The 26821-nt window shown below is 47.8% G+C and carries 20 protein-coding genes and 1 tRNA gene; 14 read left to right on the forward strand and 7 right to left on the reverse strand.

The features are described 5' to 3' along the window. Positions 1–124 precede the first annotated feature (124 nt). Positions 125–2584 carry a glycoside hydrolase family 31 protein gene (locus DF182_RS12790; RefSeq protein WP_113616875.1) on the forward strand — a complete coding sequence of 820 codons (2460 nt, stop codon included), beginning with the start codon at positions 125–127 and terminating at the stop codon, positions 2582–2584. 116 nt (positions 2585–2700) lie between these two features. Here DF182_RS12790 and DF182_RS32665 read toward each other — a convergent pair whose 3' ends face one another. After that, positions 2701–6600 carry a glycosyl hydrolase family 18 protein gene (locus DF182_RS32665; RefSeq protein WP_113615994.1) on the reverse strand — a complete coding sequence of 1300 codons (3900 nt, stop codon included), beginning with the start codon at positions 6598–6600 and terminating at the stop codon, positions 2701–2703. A 383-nt stretch (positions 6601–6983) separates the two neighbouring features. Between DF182_RS32665 and DF182_RS12800 the strand changes: the two genes are divergently transcribed. From DF182_RS12800 to DF182_RS12815, 5 genes are all read left to right on the forward strand, one after another. Further along, positions 6984–7367, forward strand: coding sequence for a hypothetical protein (locus DF182_RS12800; protein ID WP_113615995.1), 384 nt, complete (start codon positions 6984–6986; stop codon positions 7365–7367). Positions 7368–7439: 72 nt separating this feature from the next. Next, positions 7440–8279, forward strand: a complete 840-nt coding sequence (locus tag DF182_RS12805) for a helix-turn-helix transcriptional regulator (protein ID WP_113615996.1) — start codon at positions 7440–7442, stop codon at positions 8277–8279. A 66-nt stretch (positions 8280–8345) separates the two neighbouring features. After that, positions 8346–8753: a DinB family protein gene (locus DF182_RS12810; protein WP_113615997.1), complete on the forward strand. Its 408-nt coding sequence runs from the start codon at positions 8346–8348 to the stop codon at positions 8751–8753. Positions 8754–8763: 10 nt separating this feature from the next. Continuing rightward, positions 8764–8901 (forward strand): hypothetical protein, encoded by a 138-nt coding sequence (locus DF182_RS32325; RefSeq protein ID WP_153260004.1) that lies wholly within the window; start codon positions 8764–8766, stop codon positions 8899–8901. Next, a complete protein-coding gene (locus DF182_RS12815) occupies positions 8898–9128 on the forward strand; it encodes a hypothetical protein (RefSeq protein ID WP_113615998.1) in 231 nt (76 codons plus the stop codon). The genes DF182_RS32325 and DF182_RS12815 overlap by 4 nt, the downstream gene beginning before the upstream one ends. Before the next feature lie 71 nt (positions 9129–9199). On the opposite strand, the gene DF182_RS12820 is transcribed toward DF182_RS12815, so the two are convergent. Together DF182_RS12820 and DF182_RS12825 are read right to left on the reverse strand one after the other, a co-directional pair. Then, positions 9200–10492 carry a DUF3108 domain-containing protein gene (locus DF182_RS12820; protein WP_113615999.1) on the reverse strand — a complete coding sequence of 431 codons (1293 nt, stop codon included), beginning with the start codon at positions 10490–10492 and terminating at the stop codon, positions 9200–9202. Between the two features lie 258 nt (positions 10493–10750). Further along, a tRNA-Ile gene (locus DF182_RS12825) sits at positions 10751–10824 on the reverse strand. 146 nt (positions 10825–10970) lie between these two features. Between DF182_RS12825 and DF182_RS12830 the strand changes: the two genes are divergently transcribed. Next, positions 10971–11600 (forward strand): HAD family hydrolase, encoded by a 630-nt coding sequence (locus tag DF182_RS12830; protein WP_113616000.1) that lies wholly within the window; start codon positions 10971–10973, stop codon positions 11598–11600. Between the two features lie 49 nt (positions 11601–11649). Here the strand turns inward: DF182_RS12830 and DF182_RS12835 are convergent, their stop codons facing one another. The 3 genes from DF182_RS12835 to DF182_RS32860 form a co-directional block, all read right to left on the reverse strand. Next, positions 11650–11880: a hypothetical protein gene (locus tag DF182_RS12835; protein WP_113616001.1), complete on the reverse strand. Its 231-nt coding sequence runs from the start codon at positions 11878–11880 to the stop codon at positions 11650–11652. Between the two features lie 100 nt (positions 11881–11980). Next, positions 11981–12331, reverse strand: coding sequence for a TM2 domain-containing protein (locus DF182_RS12840; protein WP_113616002.1), 351 nt, complete (start codon positions 12329–12331; stop codon positions 11981–11983). Between the two features lie 6 nt (positions 12332–12337). Then, positions 12338–12634 (reverse strand): DUF2752 domain-containing protein, encoded by a 297-nt coding sequence (locus DF182_RS32860; RefSeq protein ID WP_113616003.1) that lies wholly within the window; start codon positions 12632–12634, stop codon positions 12338–12340. A gap of 208 nt (positions 12635–12842) precedes the next feature. Between DF182_RS32860 and DF182_RS12850 the strand changes: the two genes are divergently transcribed. From DF182_RS12850 to DF182_RS12875, 6 genes are all read left to right on the forward strand, one after another. After that, entirely contained in the window at positions 12843–13307 is a 465-nt protein-coding gene (locus DF182_RS12850; protein WP_245957429.1) for a ribosome maturation factor RimP, read from the forward strand. Positions 13308–13323: 16 nt separating this feature from the next. Further along, positions 13324–14571 carry a transcription termination factor NusA gene (nusA, locus tag DF182_RS12855; RefSeq protein WP_113616004.1) on the forward strand — a complete coding sequence of 416 codons (1248 nt, stop codon included), beginning with the start codon at positions 13324–13326 and terminating at the stop codon, positions 14569–14571. Between the two features lie 91 nt (positions 14572–14662). Next, a complete protein-coding gene (gene infB / locus DF182_RS12860; RefSeq protein WP_245957430.1) occupies positions 14663–18313 on the forward strand; it encodes a translation initiation factor IF-2 in 3651 nt (1216 codons plus the stop codon). Between the two features lie 210 nt (positions 18314–18523). After that, positions 18524–19900: a peptidylprolyl isomerase gene (locus tag DF182_RS12865; protein WP_113616005.1), complete on the forward strand. Its 1377-nt coding sequence runs from the start codon at positions 18524–18526 to the stop codon at positions 19898–19900. Between the two features lie 303 nt (positions 19901–20203). Then, entirely contained in the window at positions 20204–21931 is a 1728-nt protein-coding gene (locus DF182_RS12870) for an amidophosphoribosyltransferase (RefSeq protein WP_245957431.1), read from the forward strand. Positions 21932–22104: 173 nt separating this feature from the next. Beyond that, positions 22105–22599 (forward strand): SixA phosphatase family protein, encoded by a 495-nt coding sequence (locus DF182_RS12875; protein WP_113616007.1) that lies wholly within the window; start codon positions 22105–22107, stop codon positions 22597–22599. Here the strand turns inward: DF182_RS12875 and proC are convergent. After that, on the reverse strand, positions 22596–23393 hold the full coding sequence (proC, locus tag DF182_RS12880) for a pyrroline-5-carboxylate reductase (RefSeq protein WP_113616008.1): 798 nt from the start codon (positions 23391–23393) through the stop codon (positions 22596–22598). The two genes, DF182_RS12875 and proC, sit on opposite strands and share 4 nt — an antisense overlap. A gap of 88 nt (positions 23394–23481) precedes the next feature. On the opposite strand from proC, the gene DF182_RS12885 reads away from it, so the two are divergent. Then, positions 23482–26772, forward strand: a complete 3291-nt coding sequence (locus DF182_RS12885; RefSeq protein WP_113616009.1) for a DEAD/DEAH box helicase — start codon at positions 23482–23484, stop codon at positions 26770–26772. The last annotated feature ends 49 nt before the right edge of the window (positions 26773–26821 follow it).

A 26821-nucleotide genomic window follows, 5' to 3' on the forward strand; every position in this document is an offset into this window, starting at 1 on the left:
CTTCTGACGGAACAGGACTTCCTGTTCCGTCAGAACTATCCACCATACAATATCTCATCTGATACTTCGCTCTGTATTGCAGGGTGCAGGAGAGGATTTTTTTGTTCAGCAAACCAACAAGACCATGAATAAGATTTCGCTGCCGGCATTTTTCCTATTGATGCTTCTTTTTTCGTATAGTCATTCCCGTGCACAAACACAGGTCGTCACGGCCGGTAAGGTAAATACCGTCAGCATTTCAGGACAACAGGTGAAAATAAAAACCGAAAATGCTTATGCAGAAATAACTATATACAGCCCTGCCGTTATTCGTGTAAGGATGGACAAAAAGCCGCTGTCTGCTGATTTCTCTTATGCCGTTACCACAGACCCACAGACCATCAAAGCACAGATAACACAGAACAACAGCGAAATCAGCATCGTTACGGATTCCCTGCGTATGCACATCCGGAAAAACCCTTTTGCTATCAGCTTTTTTAGCCCTTCGGGCGAAGTGATTAATGAGGATGAACCAGGACTGACAACCTCGTGGATTGGTGATGAAGTAACCACCTACAAGAAAATGCAGGAGCAGGAGCGGTTTATCGGACTGGGAGAAAAAACCGGCAACTTAGATCGTAAAGGAGAAGGATATACGAACTGGAATTCAGATGTATTTGGTTATGCTACCAACAAAGATCCTATTTACGCGACCATTCCGTTTTACATTGGTATTCACCACCACCTGAACTACGGAATTTTCTTCGATAATAGCTACCAGAGCGACTTCAACTTCGGCGCCAGCAACAACCGTTTTTCTTCTTTTGGCGCCCGGGGAGGAGAGATGAACTACTATTTTATCTACCACCCGCAAATGGCAGATATTATTAAATCGTATACCAGTCTGACCGGACGCATGCCACTGCCGCCACTCTGGAGTCTGGGTTATCAGCAAAACCGCTACAGCTATTATCCTGATACCGAAGTACTACGTATCGCCCAAACACTACGGGAAAAGAAAATCCCTGCCGATGGCATCACCCTCGACATCCACTACATGGACGCTTACAAGTTGTTCACCTGGAATAAGGAACGTTTTCCTAACCCTCAGCAGCTGACCAACCGTCTACGGGAAATGGGATTTCGTGTAACCGTTATCGTTGATCCAGGCATAAAAGTGGAAAATGGTTATGCCGCCTATGAAAGCGGAAAAAAGGAAAACATCTTCCTTCAATATAGCGATGGGGAAAACTATACCGGACAGGTATGGCCCGGCTGGTGCCACTTCCCCGACTTCACCAGCAGCAAAGGCCGCAGCTGGTGGAAAGAACAAGTAAAATCGTATATCCGTGACGGTGTCAGTGGTATCTGGAATGACATGAACGAAATAGCTACCTGGGGACAAAAGATGCCTAACAATGTGATCTTCAACTTCGAAGGGCATCCCACCACACATCTCCAGGGACATAATATCTACGGTCTGCAGATGGCGCGTGCCAGCTATGAAGGCGCCCGGGAAGCGCTGCAAAAACGGCCCTTCCTCCTGACCCGTGCAGCATACGCCGGCAGCCAGCGCTATAGCGCTTTGTGGACCGGTGACAACCGTGCAGAAGAAGACCATATGCTGCTCGGTGTCCGGCTGCTGAACAGTCTGGGGCTGAGCGGCTTTCCCTTCACCGGCATGGATATAGGTGGCTTTACCGGCAACCCCACAGTAAGTCTGTATACCCGATGGATGCAGATAGGCGCCTTCATTCCCTACTTCAGAAACCATACCGGTGTAAACACCAAATCAGCAGAACCCTGGGCTTTTGGTGAAGAAGCCCTTGAAATAACCAGAAACTATATCAATCTGCGTTACCGGTTGTTGCCTTACCTCTACAGTACCATGTATGAATCATCTCGTATAGGCATTCCCGTAGTACGCACACTGGCGATCAACAATACTTTTGATGCTAATGTATATGATACCCGGTTTCAACAACAGTATCAGTTCGGTCCGGCTTTTATGGTAGCTCCTTTTGAAAGCACCAAAGAGTTTGGCAGCATCTATTTCCCCAAGGGAAAGTGGTATAATCTGTATACAGACGCTATCAGCAACGGCCAGCAGGAGGTGATTACTCCCCTTAGCATTAAAACCTTACCGGTATATGTGAAGGGTAGCAGTATCATTCCTATGCAATCACTGATACAGTCTACGCATGAAAAACCGTCAGACACACTTTTCCTTCATCTCTACAAGGGTGATGAGGCCAACTCATTTGTTTATTATGAAGATGACGGAGAAAGTTTTTCATATGAGAAAGGTGGCTATTATGAACGGGCTATCACTTATGACCCTGCTGCCGGAAAACTCACACTATCAAAGGTAACTGGCAGCTATACCAGTCAGTTTAAATATATCAGATTGATATTACATGGTTTTGATTCAAATCAGCGTATATCCGTCAACGGTAGTTCAGTATCTGTAAGTACCAGTCCTTTTTCCTTTTTATCGCCCATATCCCGGTTTGATCCGCAGGGATCGTTTATACCGGCAGAGAGCTGTACGATACAACAGGCCACCTTTGCCAACAGTAACGAGTTTATTAACGTGGGTTTATGAGAAAAGAACGGCCCCCCTGGCTTAACCGGGGGGTCTTCCTATTTAACAGAATAAAATGCAAAAGACGCAAAGGGGGAGCTCCTTTGCGTCTTTTTGCATTTTATATATAGAGGGGGTTACATCCTTATGATTTTACCATTCCATACTTTTTTGCTTTGCTGGCCGGTTACCCGTATAATCCAGGTACCATTCGGTACGTTGGATACGTCCAGGCGCAGCGGCTGATTACCTTTTCCATTGGCGGTATGTATCTGTCTCAGTATTGGTGCGCTACCTCTCAGGTCCAGCACTTCTACCAGGAGCTTCTCGCCGGCATTGGCACTTACCTGTATCTGCAGGTCCGGACCAGTTACCGGGTTAGGATAAGCAACTACCTGTTCTGCCTGGGTAGATACCATTGCTGCAGATGTCATTGCAGCTCCGGAACAACTACGTACAAACTTCCATGGCAGGCCATCACCTATATTTTTGTCAGGCTGGTCACCTTGTGTCCACCATTTAGCAGAGTATACGTTACCGTTATATACTACCTGCGCACCGCCATTATAAACTGCAGTAGCAGACCATGCAGGAATACCATCACAACCACCACCGGTAGAACCGTTAACAGTGATGTTCACAGCTGCAGAAGTGGTAGTAGCACCACCATTGTCAGTAGCTTTTGCGGTGAGGCTGTAAGTGCCGGCAGCCACATTGCTCCAGGTCCAGGTGTAAGGAGCCACGCTGTCTGTACCCAGCAACGTAGTACCATTATAGAATGCTACACGGGTAACAACACCGTCACTATCGGATGCTGCAGCCTGGATATTTACCGTTGCAGGAGCAGTAAAAGTGGCGTTGTTGGCCGGTGATGTGATGTTCACCACAGGAGGTTTATTACCGGCGGTGTTTACAGTAATGCTCACCACTGCAGAGGTAGTAGTAGCGCCTGCATTATCAGTAGCTTTTGCTGTAAGGCTATAAGTACCGGCGGCTACATTGTTCCAGGTCCAGGTATAGGGAGCTACGCTGTCTACACCCAGTAAGGTGCTGCCATTGTAGAAGGCTACACGGGTTACTACACCATCACTGTCTGAAGCCGCAGCCTGGATGTTCACAGTTGCAGGAGCTGTAAAGACGGCATTGTTGGCCGGTGATGTGATGTTTACCACCGGTGGTTTGTTGATCGGCGTACTACCAAAGAAATAATTGTAATAGTTGGTAGCAAATTCGTCTCCATTAGCTTTATCCCAGTTGATAGACCAGGTCATGATACCTCTGACATTAGGATATCCTGCCGGGTTACGCAGCTGGTAAGCACCACCATAGGACTTTCCTTTAATCAGATAATCCAGTGCTTTTATAACGTTCGCAGGTGCAGTATAACCACCTCCTGCAGCGCTGGGCGTAGCTGGCAGGCCAAAGGCTACCTGGTCCTGACGGAGGGCCGGGAAAGTCTGGCTGGTACCGGAAACAGGGAATCCTTTCAGCAGCATTTCAGTCATTGCCACGATAAAGTCGGATGTACCCTGATTGTATACACCATTGTCCAGTCCCATTACAGAGCCGGTATTATAGTATTGTGTCTGAATGAAGGTAAGTTCATTACGCAGTCCGTAAACAATCGGGAGGTAAGCACCTACCAGCGGGCTATAGGTAGAACCATAGGCTGTTTGTACATAGTAGGTTTCTGGCGCCGTGGTAAGCCATGCGTTTTTACCCTGCGCCTTACGGTAAGCAAGGATCTCTTTAACAGCAGCGATCAGGTTTACCACCTTTGGTGTAGTAGGATTGGTGAAATCCTTGTCACCATTATCCAGCTGCAGGTTGGTACCACCTTCAATATCCAGGTCAAAACCATCGAAGTTGTATTGATCGAGCACCGCCTTCATGGACGTGATGAACGACTGTTTCTGTGTAGCTGATGTGAGATTAAGGGAACCGTTTTCTCCACCAAGAGAAAGTAACACTTTCTTACCCTGAGACTGAAGGTATTGTACATCCGCCAGGAACTGTGCTGATGTTACGTTTTCAGGCACAAAGGAAATAGTAGCCTGGTCAGTTCCACTGGTAGCAAAGGCAATTTCCACCACGTTATATTTCGGGTTGATATTACGGAGAGGGATATACGGAGAAGCATCCGTAGGCGCCCCCCAGTTTTGCCAATAGCCTACAATCACTTTGCCGCCGGAAGTATCCGGAACAGTGCCGGAGCCATTAACCGTGATATTTACCAGAGCAGATGTAGTAGCAGCACCTTTGTTATCTGTGGCAATCGCTTTCACAGTATAGCTGCCTGCCGGTACATTGTTCCAGGCATAGGTATAGGGAGCAGTACTATCGGTGGCCAGCAGGGTAGTGCCATTATAGAACTCCACTTTTACGACCTGTCCGTCAGAATCGCTGGCAGTAGCCTGCAGCGTGATACTGGCCGGAGCAGTAAAAGTGGCGTTATTTGCCGGAGCAGTGATGCTCACAGTAGGCGGTACATTAGTGCTACCGCCACCGCTGGCGAATGTTTCATTGATTTTATTAACAAGGGGAGATGTGGTGTTAGGGCAATAAATCAGCTTTCCTTTTGGCACTGTGCTGCTGGTCATATTAAGCATATCTCCGTATACCTGCCAGATGATAACACCGGCCAGGTTGTTGTCTTTGATATATTGTGCTTTGGCGGCAACAGAGCGTTCGTTGTCGTAGCTAAGGAAAAAATTGCCTTTGGTTTTATAAGGCACTTTAGCCACGTCATCCCAGTATTCAGTCCAGCCGGAACCGGCACCGGTGTTCTGTGTTATATAACTGTAATTGGGAGTACCGTCCCATACGTCTTTGGTCCAGTTGGTGTAGTCAGCAGATGTCTGAATAGGTCCGTCTGGCTGTACGGTTTCGGCACGTTTCACAGTGGGAGCATTAACAGCAGCATTGCCACTGGTGATCACACCACGGCCATAGGTAGGAGCACCGAGATTTACCTTGCTCAGATTAACACCGAGTGCACGCAGGCCCTTGGTGGTAGCATCGATGGAGAAACCAGGAAATTCCTGATTGGGGTATTCATACAGCGGGGAGTTATGTCCGGCCTTATTGGACCATCCACCGTTGTAATCGTACGTCATGATGTTAAAATAGTTCATCGCATTGTTCAGCCGTGGCCAGTCAAATCCGGGCAGTTTGTTGATGGCAGGGGAGAAAGCTGCGGTGATGAGTTTGTTGGAACCGATGGCGGCTCTCACCTGTTCCACCAGGACTGCGAAGTTGGTATAATCCGCTGTGCTGTAGTGTTCTATGTTCATACCAGCATCATTGGGGTATTCCCAGTCGAAGTCGATACCGTCAAAACCCATGCTCATCAGCTGCTGACAGCTGGCGATGAACTTTGCGCGTTTGGTAGCGTCGGCGGCCACTTCAGGGTAATGTTTGCACATACTCCAGCCACCTACGGAAGCCAGTACTTTTACGCCCTTCTGATGCGCAAGATCGATGATGCCGGGAGCACCGCCCTGTTTGGGCACGGAGAGCGGGAAACTGCCGGTTTTGCCGGTGTTGACATTAGTCCATCCGCTACCACCGTTACGGTATCCCAGAGAGTAGGCATAACTGCCGTCAGGGACATAGTAGAGGACGTCCAGTTCTCCATACAGCAGGTACATATCCCAGCTGCTGTAGATGTCTTCATTCACCAGCGGGGCAGGGGCCTGGACAGCACCTACCTGATAAATGTTTTTGTTGCGGAAGTCACCGCTGTGCAGTGAGCCATCCTGGGCAACACCAAAAAATGAAAAGTTCAGGATGGTGTACTGCGAATAGTCCACATTAAGGTGGTTATACCCACCAAGAGGAACCGTGCCAGCTACATTTTTCCAGGCATCCCATTGGGTAATGTAGCCGATTACCTGTTTGTTGTGTTGATGGGTCGTGGCGGGTACTGTAGGGCTCACCTGCGCGAAACTATCAGGCGCCAATAGTACCAGTAACAGCCAACAGATGAATGTGAGACAGCGGACAGCTGTGCCTCCATTGGTAGATTTTGGTGTCATAGAGACTTGTTTGTTAGATAATGGTTAATAAATACTAGTGCTCAGCTAAATGTGTTTGACATATTCGTACGGGTTAAAGCTATGCTATCGTTAGGTTTTCAGATCTTGGCAATGTTGGATTACAGATTTACACGTGGGAAAACAGCACGATGGGGAGTCGGGCCAGCAGCAGGATAGTACCATGATAAAAAACATATTTTTTTGGTCGATACTGCAGTATAATTGCTGTACTAAAAGCTATTATGATAGGATTCCTGCTTTATATTTTTTCAGCAAAAAGACAGCACGCAAATACTTTGCGCAATGATGATGTAACTTGTTGAAAGCAGCTGTGATGACAGCATTAAAACATATCTCCTTTTCTTCACCAACATGAAAAACCAATGAAACCAGACCATAATTTGCTCAATGAGATTTATTCTCTCTTTAGTATTTTCTCCGGCGACTTCAGGGAAATGGTATGTAGTGAATGTAATTGGAGCGAACCAACCTTTTACCGGAAAATGAGAAATACTGATAGTACCGGATCATACAAACGGTTAAAATCCTGCCTGAGTAAAGCAGAAGAAGAAGCGATACTTAAGCAGGCCTGCGTTGCCACAGAACACCTGGCATCACTAATGAAACATTATCAGCAAAAACAATTGTCCGGATTATTGCATCAGCATCAGCACCATCATAACATCTTCATGGAAGAACAGGAGGAAATTTATTTTCTGAGTGAAATAACAGTGCCTGTGCTGGAGTTACCGGGTTGGTATGAATAGCAAACCAGGGTTTCATAAAAGAAAGGATGTTACTATCTTTGTTTAAAGCACTCCATATCCAACTATTATAAAATGGAAGCCATCATTCAAACTATATATGATTCTCCTATCTGTGAGGTGCGCAATTTCCTTTGTCAGTGCCAGCAATGTAATATATCAGGGAAGGAACACCAGGAGAGGTTTTCCATCGCCTTTATCCGACAGGGCAATTTCCTCTTCAAAGTATTCCGTAACGACCTGGATGCCTACCACGGCCTTTTCCTGGTCTGCAAGCCTGGCTATGAACATCGGGTAGGCCATGTTCATGATATGCCTGACCAATGCACCATCTTCTCTTTCCCGCCTGAAAACATCGGACTGCTGGAAGAACAAGGCAGTGAACTGGCCTGGTTCCTGAAAAATCCCGATCTCCACGCTGTCCTGATAAAAGCCACTCCTGAAATGGAATACCTGCATCACTATATTTTCACCCTTCTGCAGAAACCCCACTACCCGCAACTATGGGTGGAACAGCTGATGATGAATCTCTTCTCACTCATACTAACAGGAGGCCACGGTAAAGTCATCCCCGAACTAACGGTGAAGCAGAAACGAAATTATCTGCCCATTATCTCCTCCATCAAAACATTCATCAACGACAACCTGTCCGGAGATATTTCCCTGCCACAACTTGCCGGTATGGGACATATGAGCCCCTTTCATTTCAACCGGACCTTCAAACAAATGACTGGTATCACACCCTATAACTATCTGTTACAAGTCAGGTTAAAACAAGCCCATCTGCAACTACGCCATACCAGTCAGCCTATTACAGGTATCGCCTTTGACACCGGCTTCAACAGCCTCGAACATTTCTCTGCTGCCTATAAACAACGATATGGCCTCTCACCCTCTCAAATGAGACGATGTTAAAAAACAGCAATTTTCCTTAAATATCCCCCACTGTGGTGAGATAGTTTTGCTATCAAACAATTGAATATGAGAGCGCAATTATTAACCACACTGGAAAATGCCCGTAACTACACCATCAGTGTAGCTACCGCAATGCCGGCCAACAGCTACGACTACAAACCCGATACCGCTATCTGGACTTTCAACGAACTGATGCACCATATCGGTTACGGTATCATCTGGTGGAATGAAAATTATATTCTCCAAACACCTTCAGACTGGAACCCACCCGCTATCACTCCAAACGCAAAGGCAACGAAAGAGTATCTCAATAAAAGTTTCGATATCCTGAAACAGAGCATCGAAGCCATTACGCCGGACGAAAAAAAAATCCACGGCGTTTACGCTGCCCTGGACCACATCACACACCATCGTGGTCAGGCTACTACCTACCTGCGCTGCAAGGGGATCACTCCTCCGGAGTATACCTACTAATGTCAGATAGGTGAATTGTTTACAGACACCCATGGCGCATCCGGAAGGATGTGCCATGGCTTATTTTATACCTGATTTGCCCACCCTGGATAACTATGAAAAGGTGACGGTGCTGGCGGTACAGAATGGAGATGCCCATGCCAAATGAAATGGAATATAACACCACTCGCTTCTTTTTGTGCAGTGCGTGAGAATAAGCAACAATGGTGTATTTTGTATGGAATCCCTTTTTCCATAAAAGCTAAGAAAGAAAATATTGTCAAAGCGGTAGATACTTTTACCGGAACAATTCAGTATCTGAAACAACAGGTTGTTAAGCGTCCCCCAAACGAAAAAGGCTTACGACGAAAAACCGCCGAAAGCCTCTTAGTATAGTGTGCACCGCCAGCTAAATATCATCAGGGAAGGCAAAAATTACATTCACAGCCTGTTAATTTTATATATGCTCAGGCATGTGTTTTCTTGAGTTTTACCTCCACTTTTTCCCCGGGTTTACTCACAGTCACTACCTTCTTCACTGTCGCCCCGGTGCCTACGCTGTAATTCCGACTCACGGTATTGGCTGTAGTATTCTGGAACATTCCGTTAATATAGTGATCTGTATATCCTACCACTTCACTTTGGGTATAAGAGTGGGCAAAATTGAATTCGGTGTACAGCAGATACTCTCCGGGCATAAGGTTGACAAATTCAAAGTGACCGGCATCGTCATATATCCTGGTACTTTTGATGCACTGGGCCGCTTCTTCCGAAATTGCAATGCCTTCCCTGCCTTTTTTCCGCTGGGCTTCGTTTACCTGGATCCACTCCTTAAAGTAGTCATTATACGGGATCAGGATCACCTGTGTACCACGGGGAGCTACCTGCTTCGCCTGGATGTTCATCACCTGCATCTTATTGCTTTCGTTGAAATCACGGGCAAATACCTGCCCGGAAATGATAGCATTGCCGCCTTTCACCATTTTCATGGTGGCCTCCTTATCGAAAGGAGCCTTAATGGAATTGAAATCTGTCTCCGTATCCACCATTTTTATCTGCTGGCCATTGCTAAACATATCCACCTGCCAGAGGCGACGGGTCTTTTTGTCAATATAGGAAACCGACTTTTCATTCGTGGAAGGTTCCACCACTGTCACTTCCCAAACATCATGCTTTCCGGTAAATTTACTTATGTAGATGTTGTTCTTTACTTCCTCCACGATGGCCTTTTTCACATTGCCATTGTTGGTTGGTTTGTATTCGTACACTGACAGATCGGTACTGTAACCGGAAGTCAGCGGCAGGAGCGACAAGAGGAAGGGATATGTATAGCTGTCAATGAAATACTGATTACCGGCTTCTTTGATCTGGTTCTTTTTTCCTGTTTTCTTATCAAGATAATATCCGGTAACATCGTTTCCGAAGTACAGCACCATTTCTTTCATGGTATTGTGAGATGCACGATAGATAGGTTTGAAGGTACTCAGGTCTGATATGGCTGTATCTTTCCACTCCTCCAGTCCGGAAAGGGCCATGACGGTGGTTAATGCCAGCTTATCATTGGTGGTGTTGATACCGATCGTGAAAGTACCAATCGCCAATTCGTTGCCACCATTTACGCTATAGCAGGCCAATGTATATTTTCCACTCTTCAGCAGTTTGTTGTCGAATACACCCTGAGCCTGGCTTTTGCCCGGGATGGCCGTAAGCAGCAATAGGGCAGTAGCGATAAGGATCGAATTACGAAGTTGAGAAAGCATAGTTCTGATAGTTTATCTGGGAATACAAAATTAGGCGATTCAACAACTGCGACATATACTGGAAAACCAGTAGATAAGTATAGCTGTTTGGGGTAGGGGGCGCACCAACAATAAGTATCCGGCCATAAGATCGGTTGTAAAAGTAGATATCAGCACCAATACCCCAGCTGTCAATATCTTTTGGCACCCTTTGTATGAAGGGTATACAAACGAAAAAAGCTTCCAGCGAAAATCCGCCGAAAGCCTTTTAGTGTAGTGTGCTCCCACCAGGGCATGATCCTGGGACCCCCTGATTATGAGTCAGGTGCTCTAACCAACTGAGCTATAGGAGCCGTTCCGAAGAACTAAAATTCCCTCTTTTGAAGGGACGGCAAAATTAATTATTTTCCCGAATTATCCTAAATTTTTTTTATCCCCAACCACGTCAACGCCTACACTTAACAAAAACCGTTTTCTTTGTAGTCTATTCAAGACGCATATGCAAGGCATTAAAAACATCATCTTTGATCTTGGTGGAGTAATCCTCAATATCAACTATCAGCGGACTTACGAAGCTTTTACTTCACTGGGAGTACAGAATTTCAACGAGTTATACAACCAGTTTAAGGGCTCCAGCCTGTTCAACGACCTAGAAACCGGGCATATTACACCCGAAGCTTTCCTGTCGGAAATGAAAAAGCATGTGCCGGAACACGTGACTCCGGAACAGATTACTACCGCCTGGAATGCCATGCTGCTCGACTTCCCTTTACAACGACTTCAGTTGCTTCAACAGCTGCGCCAGTATTATGGACTGTATCTGTTGAGTAATACCAATGCCATTCACCTGGAAACCTTCAACAGAATACTGCAGGAGAGCAGAGGTATTCCGTCTCTGGCGGTATTTTTCGACAAGGCATATTATTCTCACCTGATGGGTTACCGCAAACCGGACAGGGAGTCTTATCTGATGGTGCTGGAAGAAAACGGACTAAAGGCTGAAGAAACCTTATTTATCGACGACACGTTACCTAATATAGAAGGAGCGAAGGCTGTGGGGCTGCAAACTATCCATCTGCAGGCACCCAAAACGATACTGGATATTTTCAGGCCGCAAAATGCCGGATAATAAAAAGGCCGGTTGTAACAACCGGCCTTTCAAAAAAACATTCTTATTACTATTTTATCTCTTCGAAATCGATATAATCGTCCTTGCTCGGTTTGGATGCCGGGCGGGAAACAGGAGGAGCCTGTTGGCTACCTTGTCCCTGGGCGGATTGTTGTTCCTCATACTGCTCGCGCATATGCTGTTGTATATCGCTCATCTGCTTACGCACACTTCTGGTGACCTTGTAAGCCGGTATGATAAAGTCAAATACCAGCTTATACAGCAGCCACGCCAAAAACATATATAGCAAAAATCTCAACATAGTCCGACAAAGGTAGCAGAATAACTATTCCGATACTCGGACAAAGCCCCCATTTTAAGGTTTCTTTAACTTTACCTGATTACAGACCCAACAGGGCGGCGCTACTGATCGCTTCTTTTTTATTGTATTCCCAGGCCAGTTTGCGGTAGTTGATCGCGTCCAGGATGGTACCTACAAAACAAAAGCCTACTGTCATGAAGTAGAGGATACCCATCAGTATCTGGTTGAGCAGGAAACGTTGAACGCCTGCTACGGCTACCAGTCCGACGAGGCTGCAGATCAGTATTATCTGCGGGTCTTTCCGGCGGGTTGAATACAGTGCCAGGAACCGTTGTTTATTTTCTGAACTGTAGCTTTTGGTCAGTTCCTGTAACCACAGCATTTCTTCCTGTTCGATACCAGGTAACATGGCAAATGAAAAATCAGACATATTGTTTTATTGTAATTTAAAATCGATGTATTGTTGTCGAGCCAGCTGAAAAGTGCGATAGAGTAGTGTGGCAACCACTACGGGAGCCAGCCAGTGGTGGTGTACAGCTTCCTGCCATTGTCCGTGTAGCAAATAATGTACCCCGTGTCCCAGTCCGCAGCCGGGACAGAAAGGGATGCCGACGTTTTTGAGCAGGCATAGTGATGGTTGGTTGGCTGCAGGGTCCAGAAAAAACAAGCACAGTAACCCTGCCGGCCAGGCCAGCAATTCTGGATTGAGCTTTCTGTACAAGGACATTCGCATTAAACAAGTTTAATATTTGTAGGTACTGAGGCCAACGCTGCGGTTCGATTAGTAATGCTAAAAAGTCGACATTCTGCGCTGCAATGTCAATAATTTGTTATACAAGGTAAAGAATTTGTTTTTCAATCAAAATAATAATTGTAAATTTGCATCAGGAAAAATGATTCAAACGAAGGGGACGAGAGATTGTCCCCTTCTCGTTTTTTGTATGGCAAACGAACAAGTGATAAAAGCTATCTGGGAATTAGCAGAAGGACTGCTGGTAAATGATCCCGACAATTTTTTGGTAGACATCAGAATTAAGCCCACTAACAATGTAAAACTCTTCTTAGATGGGGACAAAGGAGTGCCGGTAGATAAATTGGTGTCTTTTAACCGGAAACTCTATGCACTACTGGAAACCAGTGAGCTCTTTCCCAACAACGACTTCTCTCTGGAAGTCTCTTCCCCTGGTCTGGACGAGCCCTTGAAACTGCATAGGCAATACCTGAAAAACATTGGCCGGAAGGTGGAGGTCACTCTACTTGACGGTGCAGTGAAAGAAGGTACATTGCTGGTAGTTATGGATGACTCAATCACCATCGAAGAAACGGTCGGCAAAAAGAAAGAGACCAAACAAACGGATTTAAAACTTAATGAAATAAAGCACACAAAGGTGTGCATCGTGTTTTAAAATATAACAACTAAACATGGCTAGTATTAACCTGATTGAGTCATTCACCGAGTTCAAGGAGGCGGAAAACATCGACCGTCCAACACTGATGAAGGTATTGGAAGATGTGTTCAAAACACTGCTGCGGAAAAAGTATGGCTCGGATGAGAACTTTGACGTGATTGTAAATACAGAGAAAGGCGACCTTGAAATATTACGCCGTCGCACTATCGTTGCCGACGGAGAAGTGGAAGACGACAATGCTCAGATCGCTTATTCTGACGCCATTAAAGTAGAACCAGACTATCAGATAGGAGAAGATCTTTATGAAGAAGTGGAGATCCTCGACTTTGGCCGCAGGGCTATCCTCGCTGCCAAACAAACCCTCTCCGCCCGTATCGGAGACCTGAAAAAGAACATTCTCGTAAAGAAATATGCTGATAAAGCCGGCGAAATTGTTACCGGGGAAGTTTACCAGGTTTGGAAAAAAGAAGTTTTATTGCTTGATGATGAGGGGAATGAGTTAATTTTGCCCAAATCTGAACAAATACCAACAGATTATTTCAAAAAAGGAGAAAATGTAAGGGCGGTAGTAAAGAAAGTGGAAATGAAAAACAATGCACCACTTATCATTCTTTCCCGCACACATCCATCCTTCCTGGCTAAATTGCTGGAAATTGAAGTACCTGAGATATTTGACGGTCTGATTGTAATCAAGAAAATAGTTCGTGAACCAGGCGAAAGGGCCAAAGTAGCCGTAGAGTCCTACGACGACCGTATCGACCCTGTTGGTGCCTGCGTAGGTATGAAAGGTAGCCGTATTCATGGCATCGTTCGCGAACTCAGAAACGAAAATATCGATATCATCAACTATACTACCAACATCCAGCTGTTGATTCAGCGCTCCCTCACACCCGCCAGAATCAGCCGTATGGAAGTGGATAACGAAAACAAATACGCTTCCGTTTACCTCAATCCTGACCAGGTATCACTGGCCATCGGTAAAAAAGGCGTAAACATCAAACTCGCCTGCGAACTCACAGGATACGAAATCGATGTATTCCGCGATGAAGCACAGGAACAAGCTGAATTTGATATCGATCTGGAAGAATTCTCAGATGAAATCGAAGGATGGATCATTGACGAACTGAAAAGAATAGGTTGTGACACTGCCCGCAGCGTATTAGAGCTGACCACGGAAGAGCTGGTTCGCCGTTCGGATCTGGAAGAAGAGACAGTGCAGGATGTAAGAAGAATATTACAGGAAGAGTTTGACAAAGAATAAAGCCCAGCCAGAACCCTTCCCAGGTAAAGGGCTTATAAGAAGGGGAATTGATTTTTTCGATTTATTGTTTAAACGTAAAAAAACATCCCGTTTGGAAGAAACGGGAAACAGGGGAGGCCCGAATTACGATATGCCTGAAACAACAAACAACACACCACGATTGCTGGCTGCAGCCAAAGAGTTTAATATTGGTAAGGAAACCCTCATCGATTTCCTTGGCAATAAAGGCTTCGATATGGGTGGCTTTGGTTCTCCCAATGCCCGCCTTACGGCTGTCATGTACGCAGCTCTGCAGTCGGAATTCCAACAGGACAAGGCTAACAAACGCAAAAGCGACCAGATAGCCCTGCCCAAAGGAAGCGTGTTAGAAACAAAGATGAAGAAGGAGAAAGAGAAAGAGGAAGCGGAGGCTGCGGCTAAAAAGACGAAAGAAAAAGAAGAGGCTGCACCCGTAGCGGAAGCTCCCAAAGCTGAAAAAGCCCCCGAACCCAAACAGGAACCTGCGAAGGAAACCCCTAAAAAGGAACCTCAGGCGGCTGCTCCGGCTCAACCTACACCTCCTCCGGCCCAGGAAAAAGAGGAACCCAAGCCTAAACAAGAACCTCCGGCTGTTACAGCTCCCCCTGTTGCGGAAGTTCCCAAGGCTCCAACTCCTCCTCCAGCCGAACCGGAAGTGGTTAAAACAGAATCTCCTAAGATTAACGGCCCGAAAGTCATTACTACTATCGACCTCGACGCCCTTAACCGTAATAAAAAACCAGTAGCTAAAAAAGCAGAGCCGGAAACAACTCCAGCTCCGCAACAGCCCGCTGCTGTCCCGGCTAAAGAGGAAAAACCACAAACTCCTCCTCCCGCAGCCATCAAACCGGAAGAAAAACCGGTCACCACTCCGGAACCCGCAGCTCCAGCTGCCCGTACCGAAGAAGTAGTGGAAAAAACCGCTCCTAAAGCGGAAAAAGCGGAAACTCCCGCTCAACCCGCTCCACAGGCTGAGAAAGTAGCGCAAACAGATAAAACCGATACGACAGAAAAAACGGAAAAAGCCGCACCGGTTCAAGATAAACCTGTAGTTAACAAAGTGGAAGAAGTAATACAAGAGGCAAAACCGGCTGCAATCAAAGAACCGGCTAACATTCCTGTTAAACAGCCCGTAAAGGAAGAACAACGCAACACTCCTCCTCCTGCTGCTGCCGATAATAACAGCCAAACACCTCCTCCTCCCCAGGAGGAACAACAACAGGCCGTTATTACCAATATACAGGCCGAGAAATTAACCGGTCCTAAAGTAATCGGTAAAATAGAACTGCCCGTTCAGTCTGACAGACGTGATAATAACAAAGGCAACTTCAGCCGCGACGAAAAACGCAAACGCAAACGCATTATCGTCGAGAAAAAACCGGAACCAATCCAACCTAAAGACTTCAAAGAAGGAGATAAGGAAGGTGGCGCTGCCGGAAACCGCCCCCACCACCACGATAACCGTGGCGGTGACAACCGTGGCCACAATCGTAACCAGCAGGGTGGTGACAACCGCAACCAGCAGGGCGATAACCGTAACCGTCAGGGTGGAAACACCGGCGGCGGCTTCAACAGAGGTCAAGGTCAGGGTCAGGGACAAGGCGGCGGCTTCAACAGAGGCCAAGGTCAAGGTCAGGGCCAGGGCGGTGGCTTCAACAGAGGCCAGGGTCAAGGTCAGGGTGGAAACAGACCCGGCGGCCAGGGCGGTGGCTTCAACAGAGGCCCGGGCCAGGGCGGCAACAGACCCGGACAGTTCAACAGACCCGGACAAGGCGGACATGGCCGTCCAGGCAACCGCGATGACAAACGTGTTGAAGAGAAAGAAATCGATAAAAACGAGATCCAGAATAAGATCAAGGAAACCATGGCCAAACTCGGTGGCGGCGGTCGCGGTAAAAACGTGAAAGCCAAACACCGTAGAGAAAAACGTGAGGAAAGAAACAGCCAGAAAGCACAGCAGGGAACTGAAAACAACAAACTCCAGGTAACTGAGTTCGTTTCCGTAAGTGAACTCGCTAACCTCATGGACGTTAGCTTCGCTGAAGTAATCTCCAAATGTATGGGCCTCGGTATCATGGTATCCATCAACCAACGCCTCGACGCAGAAGTAATCGAACTCGTAGCCGGCGAATTTGGCTATGAAGTGGAATTCATCGGCCTCGATGCTGTGGAAGAATCTGAAGAGGAAGATGACATCGATGCACCGGAAGATCTGGAACCACGCGCTCCGATCGTTACCATCATGGGTCACGTTGACCATGGTAAAACATCCCTGCTCGACTATATCCGCAGTGCTAACGTGGTAGCCGGTGAAGCCGGGGGTATCACCCAGCACATCGGTGCTTATCAGGTAACTACCGCCAACGGTAAAAAAATCACCTTCCTCGATACACCTGGTCACGAAGCGTTTACCGCGATGCGTGCCCGTGGTGCCAAAGCTGCAGACATCGCAGTAATCGTGGTAGCTGCCGATGACGCCATCATGCCTCAGACAAGGGAAGCCATTTCCCACTCCCAGGCTGCTGGTCTGCCAATGGTATTTGCTATCAACAAGATAGATAAAGACGGCGCCAACCCTGAGAAAATTAAAGAACAACTGGCCCAACTGAACCTCCTCGTGGAAGACTGGGGCGGTAAATACCAAAGCCAGGAAATATCCGCTAAGAGCGGCCTCAATATCGATATCCTGCTGGAAAAAATCCTGCTGGAAGCTGAACTGCTCGAACTGAAAGCTAACCCGGACCGCGAAGGTTCCGGTAGCATCGTCGAAGCATCCCTCGATAAAGGTCGTGGATACATTGCCTCCCTGCTGGTACAAAACGGTACCCTCCGCCAGGGCGACACCATCGTGTCCGGCTCCTTCTACGGTAAAATCAAAGCCATGTTCAACGAACGCGGCCAACGCATGGACGAAGCCGGTCCTTCTATGCCGGTGCAGGTGCTCGGCCTCAACGGTGCTCCTCAGGCTGGTGAGAAATTCAAAATGTATGAAGACGAGTCTGAAGCAAAAGAACTCGCTAACCGCAGGGCACAAATCGTTCGCGAACAAGGTATCCGTACCAAGAAACATATCACCCTCGATGAAATCGGCCGCAGGCTGGCTCTGGGTAACTTTAAACAGCTCAACCTCATCATCAAGGCCGACTTCGACGGCTCTGTGGAAGCATTGAGCGATTCACTCCAGAAACTGTCTACCGAAGAAATCGTAATCAGTATCGTTCACAAAGCTGTAGGTCAGATCACCGAATCCGACGTACTCCTCGCTACTGCCTCCGATGCCATCATCCTCGGATTCCAGGTAAGACCTTCTTCCCAGGCTGCCAAGCTCGCGGAAAAAGAAAATATCGAAATCCGCAACTACTCCATCATCTACGACGCTATCGAAGAAATCAAGAGCGCGATGGAAGGGATGCTGGAACCCAAAATCGAGAAAAAAGTGGTGTGCAACGTACAGGTACGCGAAACTTACCGCTTCGACAAGGTTACTGTGGCAGGTTGCTTCGTTCTCGATGGCAAGCTGAGCAGAAATACCCGCATCAACGTAGTACGCGACGGTATCGTAGTCCACACCGGCGAACTCGCCTCCCTCAAACGTTATAAAGATGACGTGAAGGAAGTAGCAGCCAACATGGAATGCGGTCTGAGTATCCGCAACTACAGCGACCTCAAACCAAACGATATCATCGAAGGTTTCGAAGAAGTGGAAGTAAAAAGAACACTCTAATAACAGTCTCAGGCCCTCGTGACCCGGCTGAAATAATAAAAAAGCTGTCAGAAAAGGAGATATCATATCCCCGCTTTTGACAGCTTTTTTTCTTGATAATCCCGCCCAAACGACGTGAAGCAGAGGCTTATCTAAACTTTTGTTAAATCCGTCGATATCTAATACCGTACTGATCTTTAATTGGTTATTTTTGGACTTTACCGCTATAGTATGAAGAAACTTTTGGCATTATCTGCAGGGACCTTGCTGTTATGGCAAGCCGCTGTCGCCCAGAGACTGGTGGCAGACAAAATTATCGGCGTTGTTGGTGATAAAATCATCCTCAAATCCGATATGGACGGCGCCCTCGCAGATCAGCAACGGAACTCTCCCGATGGAACTATCAGCCACCAGGCACCTTGCAATACCATGGAAATGCTGATCTCCCAAAAGGTGATGGTGCTCCAGGCAGAAAGGGACAGCTTACCCGTTTCTGATGGAGAAGTGGAAGCGCAAATGGAAAACCGTATACGCTACTTCGAACAGCTCTACGGCACCAAAGAAAAAATGAAGGAAATTACCGGCTACTCTGTATACCAGCTCCGCGAACGTTTTCGTCAGCCTATCAAAGAAGGGCTGCTGGCACAAGCCATGCGCAATAAAGTAGTTGAGCCTGTTAAAGTGACACCATCCGAAGTAAAACGCTACTTCGATGCCATCCCTAAAGACAGCCTCCACTTCTATGAGTCTGAACTGGAAATAGGCCAGATCGTCCTCATACCAAAAGCAACCCGCGAAATGGACAACTACGCCATCGAACGCCTCCAGGACTTCAAAAAAAGGGTGCTCAACAAAGAGTCTGATTTCGGCTCCCTCGCCATCCTGTACTCTGAAGACCCCGGCGTAAAAGAAAACAAAGGCGTATATGTCATGAACCGCGGCGACAAACAATGGGATGCCGATTTCATGGCAGCTGCTTTCCGTCTGAAAGAAGGTGAAATATCCTCACCAGTAAAATCCCAGTTCGGATACCACCTGATCCAGATGCTGAAACGCTCCGGCGACAACGTAACCGTACAGCATATCCTGCTGAAAGCTGCGGTAACCAAAGCCGACCTCTCAGCTGCTACCTCCAAGCTGGACTCCATCCGCACCCTGATCGTCAACAATAAAACCACCTTCTCTGAAGCAGTGGCCAAATACAGCGATGCCCAAACCGCCAAATTCGATGGTGGTATGATCCAGTCCAAAACCGGTGAAGGCACCCTGCTCTCCATTGATCAGCTCGACGATCCCTCCGAAAGAGATATCGTACTGATGCTCGATACCCTGAAACCAGGCCAGATCTCCGCACCCGTATCCTTTACGGATGACAACGGACGCGCCGGCGTAAGGATCGTTTACCTGAAAACACGGACCCAGCCGCACAGGGAAAACCTGACCGACGACTACTCCCGTATCCAGCAACGTACACTCGACATCAAACGTGCGGAAGCCATCAACAAATGGCTGGTAGAAAAAATACCTACTTTCTACGTACACGTAGATGATGAATATAAAAACTGTGCTCACATCAGCCAGTGGATGGCAGCCCTTGCCAAACAATAACGGTGATGCACAGTGATGCAAACTGATTCTCCTGAAGAGCGAAGATAAAAGCGTATTAGCTTTTGTTTTCGCTCTTCTTCTTTTCCTGATACCCCGCCATTTTGCCCCTCCCTTCACCACTTAACACGCACAATTCGTAATTCGCATTTTTTTGGCGTAACTTTGCACCTTCAATTTTCAGCGATGAGTGATGCGATCAAACATGAATGCGGCCTGGCATTTATAAGATTAAGAAAGCCGTTCTCTTATTACCAACAGAAATATGGAACTGTCTTCTATGGCTTGAACAAACTGTACCTGCTCATGGAAAAACAACACAACAGAGGCCAGGATGGCGCTGGTGTGGCAACGGTAAAACTCAACACAGAACCTGGTGTTCCCTTCATGCACAGGATTCGCAGCGCCGCCCCACAGGCTATCGGCGATGTTTTCAGTAAGATCAGGGAAGAGATACAGGAAATCGAAAAGTACCAGCCCGAAATCACCAAATACCCCGGACTCCTTAAAGGACATATCCGGTTCCTCGGTGAAAACCTGATGGGCCACCTCCGCTACGCTACCCAGGGCAAAAACAACGTGGAACTCTGCCACCCTTTTGTACGCTACAACACCATCCCTGCCCGCAACCTGGCCATGGCCGGAAACTTCAACCTGGTAAACGCCGACGAGCTCTTTAAATTTGTTCAGGTAAACCCTGGTGAAGTACATAAAAACAGCGACCTCGCCGCAATGCTCGAAACCGTTCATCACTTTCTTGCTAAAGAAGATGAAGAACACCGCAACGAGCTCAATGTTAAAAATATCCTGCAACAGGCATTCTCCCTGTTCGACGGCGGATACCACGCCTGTGGCCTTATCGGTACCGGCGACGCCTTCGTGATCCGCGATCCGAACGGCATCCGTCCTTCCTACTACTATATCAACGAAGACGTAATCGTAGCCGCCTCCGAAAGAGCCGCCATCCGCACTACCTTCAACGTAGGCGAAAATGAAGTGCTCGAACTCATGCCCGGCAACGCCCTCATCGTTAAAAATAACGGCGAGTACTCCATAGAACAAATCCTCGAACCCAAAGAACGCAAAGCCTGCTCCTTTGAAAGGATTTACTTCTCCCGTGGCAACGACGAAAAAATCTACAAGGAACGTACCTCCCTCGGCCGTAACCTGTCTGCCACCGTACTCAAAGCTATCGACAACGATCTCAGAAATACCATCTTCTCCTTCATCCCCAATACCGCCGAAGTAGCCTTCTACGGCCTCCTCAAAGGTCTGGAAGACTATCTCAACAAAATCAAGGTGGAAAGGATTCTCTCCTGGGATAAGGATTTTGATGAAGAGAAACTGACCGAAATGGTCAACCGTCGTATACGTATCGACAAAATCGCCATCAAAGACGTAAAAATGCGCACCTTCATTACGGAAGATTCCAGCCGTAATGAAATGGTACAGCACGTATATGATATCACCTACGGTACTGTAAGACCCGGCATCGACTCACTGGTAGTGATAGACGACTCCATCGTAAGAGGTACCACCCTCCGCGAAAGCATCATTAAAATGCTGGACCGCCTCGGGCCCAAACGTATCATCGTGGTGTCTTCTGCACCGCAGATCCGCTACCCCGACTGCTACGGTATCGACATGAGTAAAATGGGCGATTTTGTTGCCTTCCAGGCTGCCATCGCACTGTTGAAAGATCATGGCAAGGAACATATCCTGCAGGAAGCCTATGGCCTGTGTAAAGAGCTGCAACGCACCAATACACTCCATGCTCAGAACGTAGTGAAAAATGTTTATAAACCTTTCACACCTGAGCAGATTTCAGCTAAAATCGCTGAAATACTCACCCCGGAAGGCATCAACGCCAATGTGGAAGTCATCTACCAGTCTATCGAAAGCCTCCACGAAGCCTGCCCCAACAATCTGGGCGACTGGTACTTCACCGGAGACTATCCGACCCCTGGCGGCAACCGCGTGGTAAACAAAGCCTTCATGAACTTCATGGAAGGTAAAAACGAAAGAGGATACTAGTTTTCATCAACATAAAAAAAAGCGAAGACCACCGATGGTCTTCGCTTTTTTTATGCGCTGTCGCATGTTAATTTTCTCTTAAATCAACCCCTGGAAGAAAACATTATACCCTTAACACATTAACTTCCTTTAAAATCTTATTTTCGTCCATGTAAATTACTCGTTTTCAGACCATGAAAACACTATTACTTATCCGTCATGCAAAATCCAGCTGGAACAATCCGGACATGGATGATTTTGACAGGCCGCTCAACAAACGAGGTAAACAAAACGCCCCCGAAATGGCCCAGCGCCTCATAACAAGAGGCATGGTTCCCGAACTGATCATCACCAGCCCGGCCAAACGCGCCCGTACCACCGCTAAAATCATGGCCGAAGAATGGCACTATCCCAAACAGGCAATCCTCCTGGAAGAAGAGTTGTACCTCTGTTACGCCTCCACTTTCCTGAAAGTGATCACCCGGATAGATGATGATTTTAACGCTGTAGCCATCTTCGCCCATAACCCCGGGATTACCGATTTTGCCAACTATCTCACAGAAGAAATCCGCATCGATAATGTGCCCACCACTGGCATCTTTGCCATTCAGGCAGATACCGACAGCTGGAAAGATTTTGACATGGCCGCCAAAAAATTTCTTTTCTTCGACTATCCGCGTAATAATTAACCCTTCACAATCTTATTATAGGATGTACTGATACCTTTTATCAGGGAAGAACTGAAGCCCTGGTGCTCCATCTCATTTAATCCTGCAATCGTACAGCCTTTGGGGGTAGTTACCTTATCAATTTCTTCCTCCGGATGGCGGTTTTCACGGATCAGCAACTCTGCTGCTCCCTTTACGGTTTGCGCCGCTATCAGGCTGGCAGTACGAACATCAAAGCCGATCTCAATGCCACCCTGAATATTGGCACGGATAAACCGCAATGCAAAGGCGATACCACAGGCACCCAGTACGGTAGCGGCGTCCATGAGTTTTTCATCGATGCTAACAGTTGCACCCAGCTGATCAAACATCGTTTTTACATACCGGATCTGTTCATCGGTAGTATTGGTGGCACAGATACAGGTGATAGACTCCTGTATCGCAATGGCGGTATTAGGCATGGCCCTTACCAAAGGCATGTCTGGTACAATATGTAACAAGTCGGCAATGCTGACACCGGTAACCACGCTGATAAGAATATGTCTGGCCGGGTCCAGTTCTTCCCTGAACTGTTGCAACACCTCCCGCACATTGTATGGTTTCAGTGCCACTACAATCACTTCAGACTGCCGGATGGCTTTGGCATTGTCTGTCTCTATCTGTACGCCTGCTGCCTTAAGATCGGCCAGGGTACTAGTATTACGTTTGGTAACGGTAATATCTGCAGGGTTGGAAAAACCACTCTTCACCAGTCCTTGTGCAATGGCAGACCCCAGGTTACCGCCCCCTATAATGGCTATTTTCTTGGCTGACATAAAAATATATTTTCAATGAGAAATCTCACGGAAGGTATAACAATTGGGCCACTGATGCAAACAGTGCTGTAATGCTTATCTTGCAACTATGCAGGCGACATTTAAGGCAGCTGCTTTTTTTGCAAGGATAAAAGAAGCGCATCATACATCCAGCCCCGAAGAAAAAATCCGACAATACAAACAAATACTGGAAAGCCTCTTCCGCGACCTTACGCGCGAAGAATCCCGGTCTTTCGGGAACCTGTTTGCACGAATGCAGTTTTACTTCGATAAAGAGGTAGTGCCTTCTGAGATCCGCCAGCAGCTGACAGCCCTGCGTCTCCTCACCAACCAGGCCACCGCCGGCATGTTCCCCCTGCAGGACCATGAACATCTGTTGTGTATCAAAGCGCTCACCGCTGCAGTAGCCTGCGTCTACCAGGAACCGGAGCCGGATAATTTACGGCAACTGTTTCTGACAACAGGCAATGCCCGGCTTGCCTTGTCCTATCAGCATAATCCTGCTGATATACCATTGCTGAAATGTATGGTCACCGCTACCGGCGCACTGCACCTGAACGATAGCGGGAAACATACTTTTGCGATACAGGTTAAGAACGATGAACAGGGCGACTTTGAGCTGCTGCTCAACCACCTGGATGATCTTACGGTAGTGGCGCTGCATCCGCTGCTGCGGCCTTACGATACCATCCTGGTACATCATTGCCATCAGGGCAACAGCCAGGACACTTATACCACCACTGCTGAAAGCCTCGTCATACTGGAGCCCGACCTGCTCATTGATATCAGTGACCTCGCCGAATGTTTTACCCACAAGGGCGCTAACCGCCTGCTGTATCTTGTAAAAAAGCTTACACCGCAGCAGGCTTCTCCTGCAGCGTTCAAAGGTAACCTGGTCAACGCTCTGCTGGACGAGATGTTACGCAACCGCGAGATAGATTTTAAAACCTCTTTCGTGGAAGCCGTGGCCGAAAACGTATTACAGGCAGCAGCCTACGGTCGCGAACAACTGAATGAAATGTACCGGGACATCCGCCAGCAGCATTGGGGCAACCTCCACACAACGGTATGCGATCTGCAGGATAAACCAGTCAGGATAGAGCCCACCTTTTTCTCTGCCCGTTATGGTCTGCAGGGAAGGCTGGACCTCATGACAGAAGATGATCAGGACCCTCATCGTAAGGAAATCTTTGAACTGAAAAGCGGCAAAGCGCCCGACTTCAATACCTGGAGGAACCACGAGATGCAGGTAGTAGGCTACAACCTGTTACTCCGTTCCGCTTTTGGCCGGCAACGCAAAGGCAGCTCCGCTATTTTATATTCTGCCGCTGCGGCCAGTCCGCTCCGGAACGTAAGCAGTACCCACCGCACTGAAAACGAACTGCTCTTGCTCCGTAACCAGGTAGTGGCCATGTTGCTGCGACTGGCAGGGGAGGAGTACGAAATATTATCGGCTATCACCGGCACTGCCGCTAGCGGACTACCTTCTTTCAGCGCCAACCATTTTACAGCCTTTGAGAAAGCCTGGTACTCGGCACCACCAGAGGCCAAAGCTTATTATCAGCAATACCTCTCTTTTGTATTAAGGGAATACCTGCAAGCCAAGTGCGGTATGTTTTCTGAAGTGAACCGGGAAGAAGATGCCGACGGATTCTCAGCCCTATGGCTGCAAACGGAAGAGGAAAAGGAAGCCCGGTTCAATATTATCTCCGGATTATGCTTCCGCGAATTTGATACTGTCAACAGTGCGGTATTATTTGATATAGCCGATCCCGTTAGCCACAACTTCCGGGTTGGAGATACTGCCATCATTTATCCGCGCACCGGCGCCGAACTACGTCCCCTGCAGCAACAGCTGCTGAAAGGCCGTATCGACGATCTGGGAAAAGATACGCTCACCTTTTCCCTTAACAACCGTCAGATGACACTGGATTTCTTTCGTCAGTTTGATGAATGGATTATTGAGCATGATATCTACGAATCCAACTACTGGATTGCGGCTGCAGCCCTATTCCATGTATTATCACCTTTAAATGCACAGCGCGTTCGCCTGTTGCTCGGCCTGGAAATACCCCGTTGGCATCCCTTACCATTTCCGGCACCGGCCATGTTCAATGCCAATCAGGAGCAGATCGTAAGGCAGGCACTGGAAGCGCAGGACTATTACCTGCTACAGGGACCTCCCGGCACAGGCAAAACATCATCTTTGCTCACCACTATTGTAGGGGAGATGGTCAAACAGCACCGCCACGTAGTGCTGGTAGCCTTTACCAACAAGGCGGTAGATGAAATATGTAATAAACTGGAGGCTAAACAGGTCCGTTATCTGCGGCTGGGCGGACGTAGCTCCGAGTCAGCACAGCAGCTACGGCAGCTGTGTCTGGAAGGTAATCTTGACAATGCTCGCGCCTACATCACCGGCCACCATGTATTTGTAGCCACAGTGGCTACTATGGCCACCCGGCTGGAACAGCTGCTGATGATGGGCATCCCGGCTGATACCCTGATCGTGGACGAAGCTTCACAGCTGACAGAACCCCAGCTGCTGGGACTATTGATGCCTTTCCGGAAATTTATTCTGATCGGTGATCAGAACCAGCTACCGCCGGTTGTGGCCCAGGAAGCATCTTTCTGTAGGGTAAAAGACACGCTGCTGCAGGATTTGGGCATACATGATCTGCGTGCATCCATCTTTGAACGGCTGATGCATCGCTGTAAACAGGCTCAGTGGCGGCATGCCTGGGGCATGTTGAACACTCATTTCAGGATGCATGACAGTATCGCCAACCTGGTAAATCACTATTACGCGGGGCAGCTGGCTTCAGGCCGAGAGCAGCAGCAGACTGCTTTTGAGCCCGGGCCCGCTGTCGATGAGACGTCTTGGAAGCAGGTGCTGGCTTTGGGTCGGAAGGTATTTATCCCCAGTCCTTATGAGGCCACCTCCAAGATGAACCAAACGGAGGCCGCGCGGGTAGTATCGTTGTTACGATATCTTCAGGCGCAATACGGAGAAGCTTTTACCAAAGATACGGTGGGAGTAGTGACGCCATGGCGCACCCAGATCAGCCTCATACGGGAGCTGTTGTCGGAAGACAAGGTACTTCAGCAGGTGAATATCGATACGGTAGAGCGTTTTCAGGGTTCTGAAAACGATATTATTATTGTATCACTGGCGGTATACCATGCAGCACAGGTACATACGCTGCAAAGCCTGGGCAGCTTCCGCTGGGAAGAAACAGAGATAGAGGTAGACCGTAAATTATTGGTAACATTATCGCGTGCCCGGAAGCAGGTGGTGCTGATGGGCTATGAGCCCGCGCTGCGTGAAAGTCCGCATTACCGGAGGGTACTGGCTGAAATGACCCGGGGGCAGCTGTAGGGTTTTCCTGGATAGGACGGTGTCAAACAACTATGGCCACACTTATCGT

The sequence above is a fragment of the Chitinophaga flava genome, from assembly GCF_003308995.1.
Lineage (GTDB): Bacteria > Bacteroidota > Bacteroidia > Chitinophagales > Chitinophagaceae > Chitinophaga > Chitinophaga flava.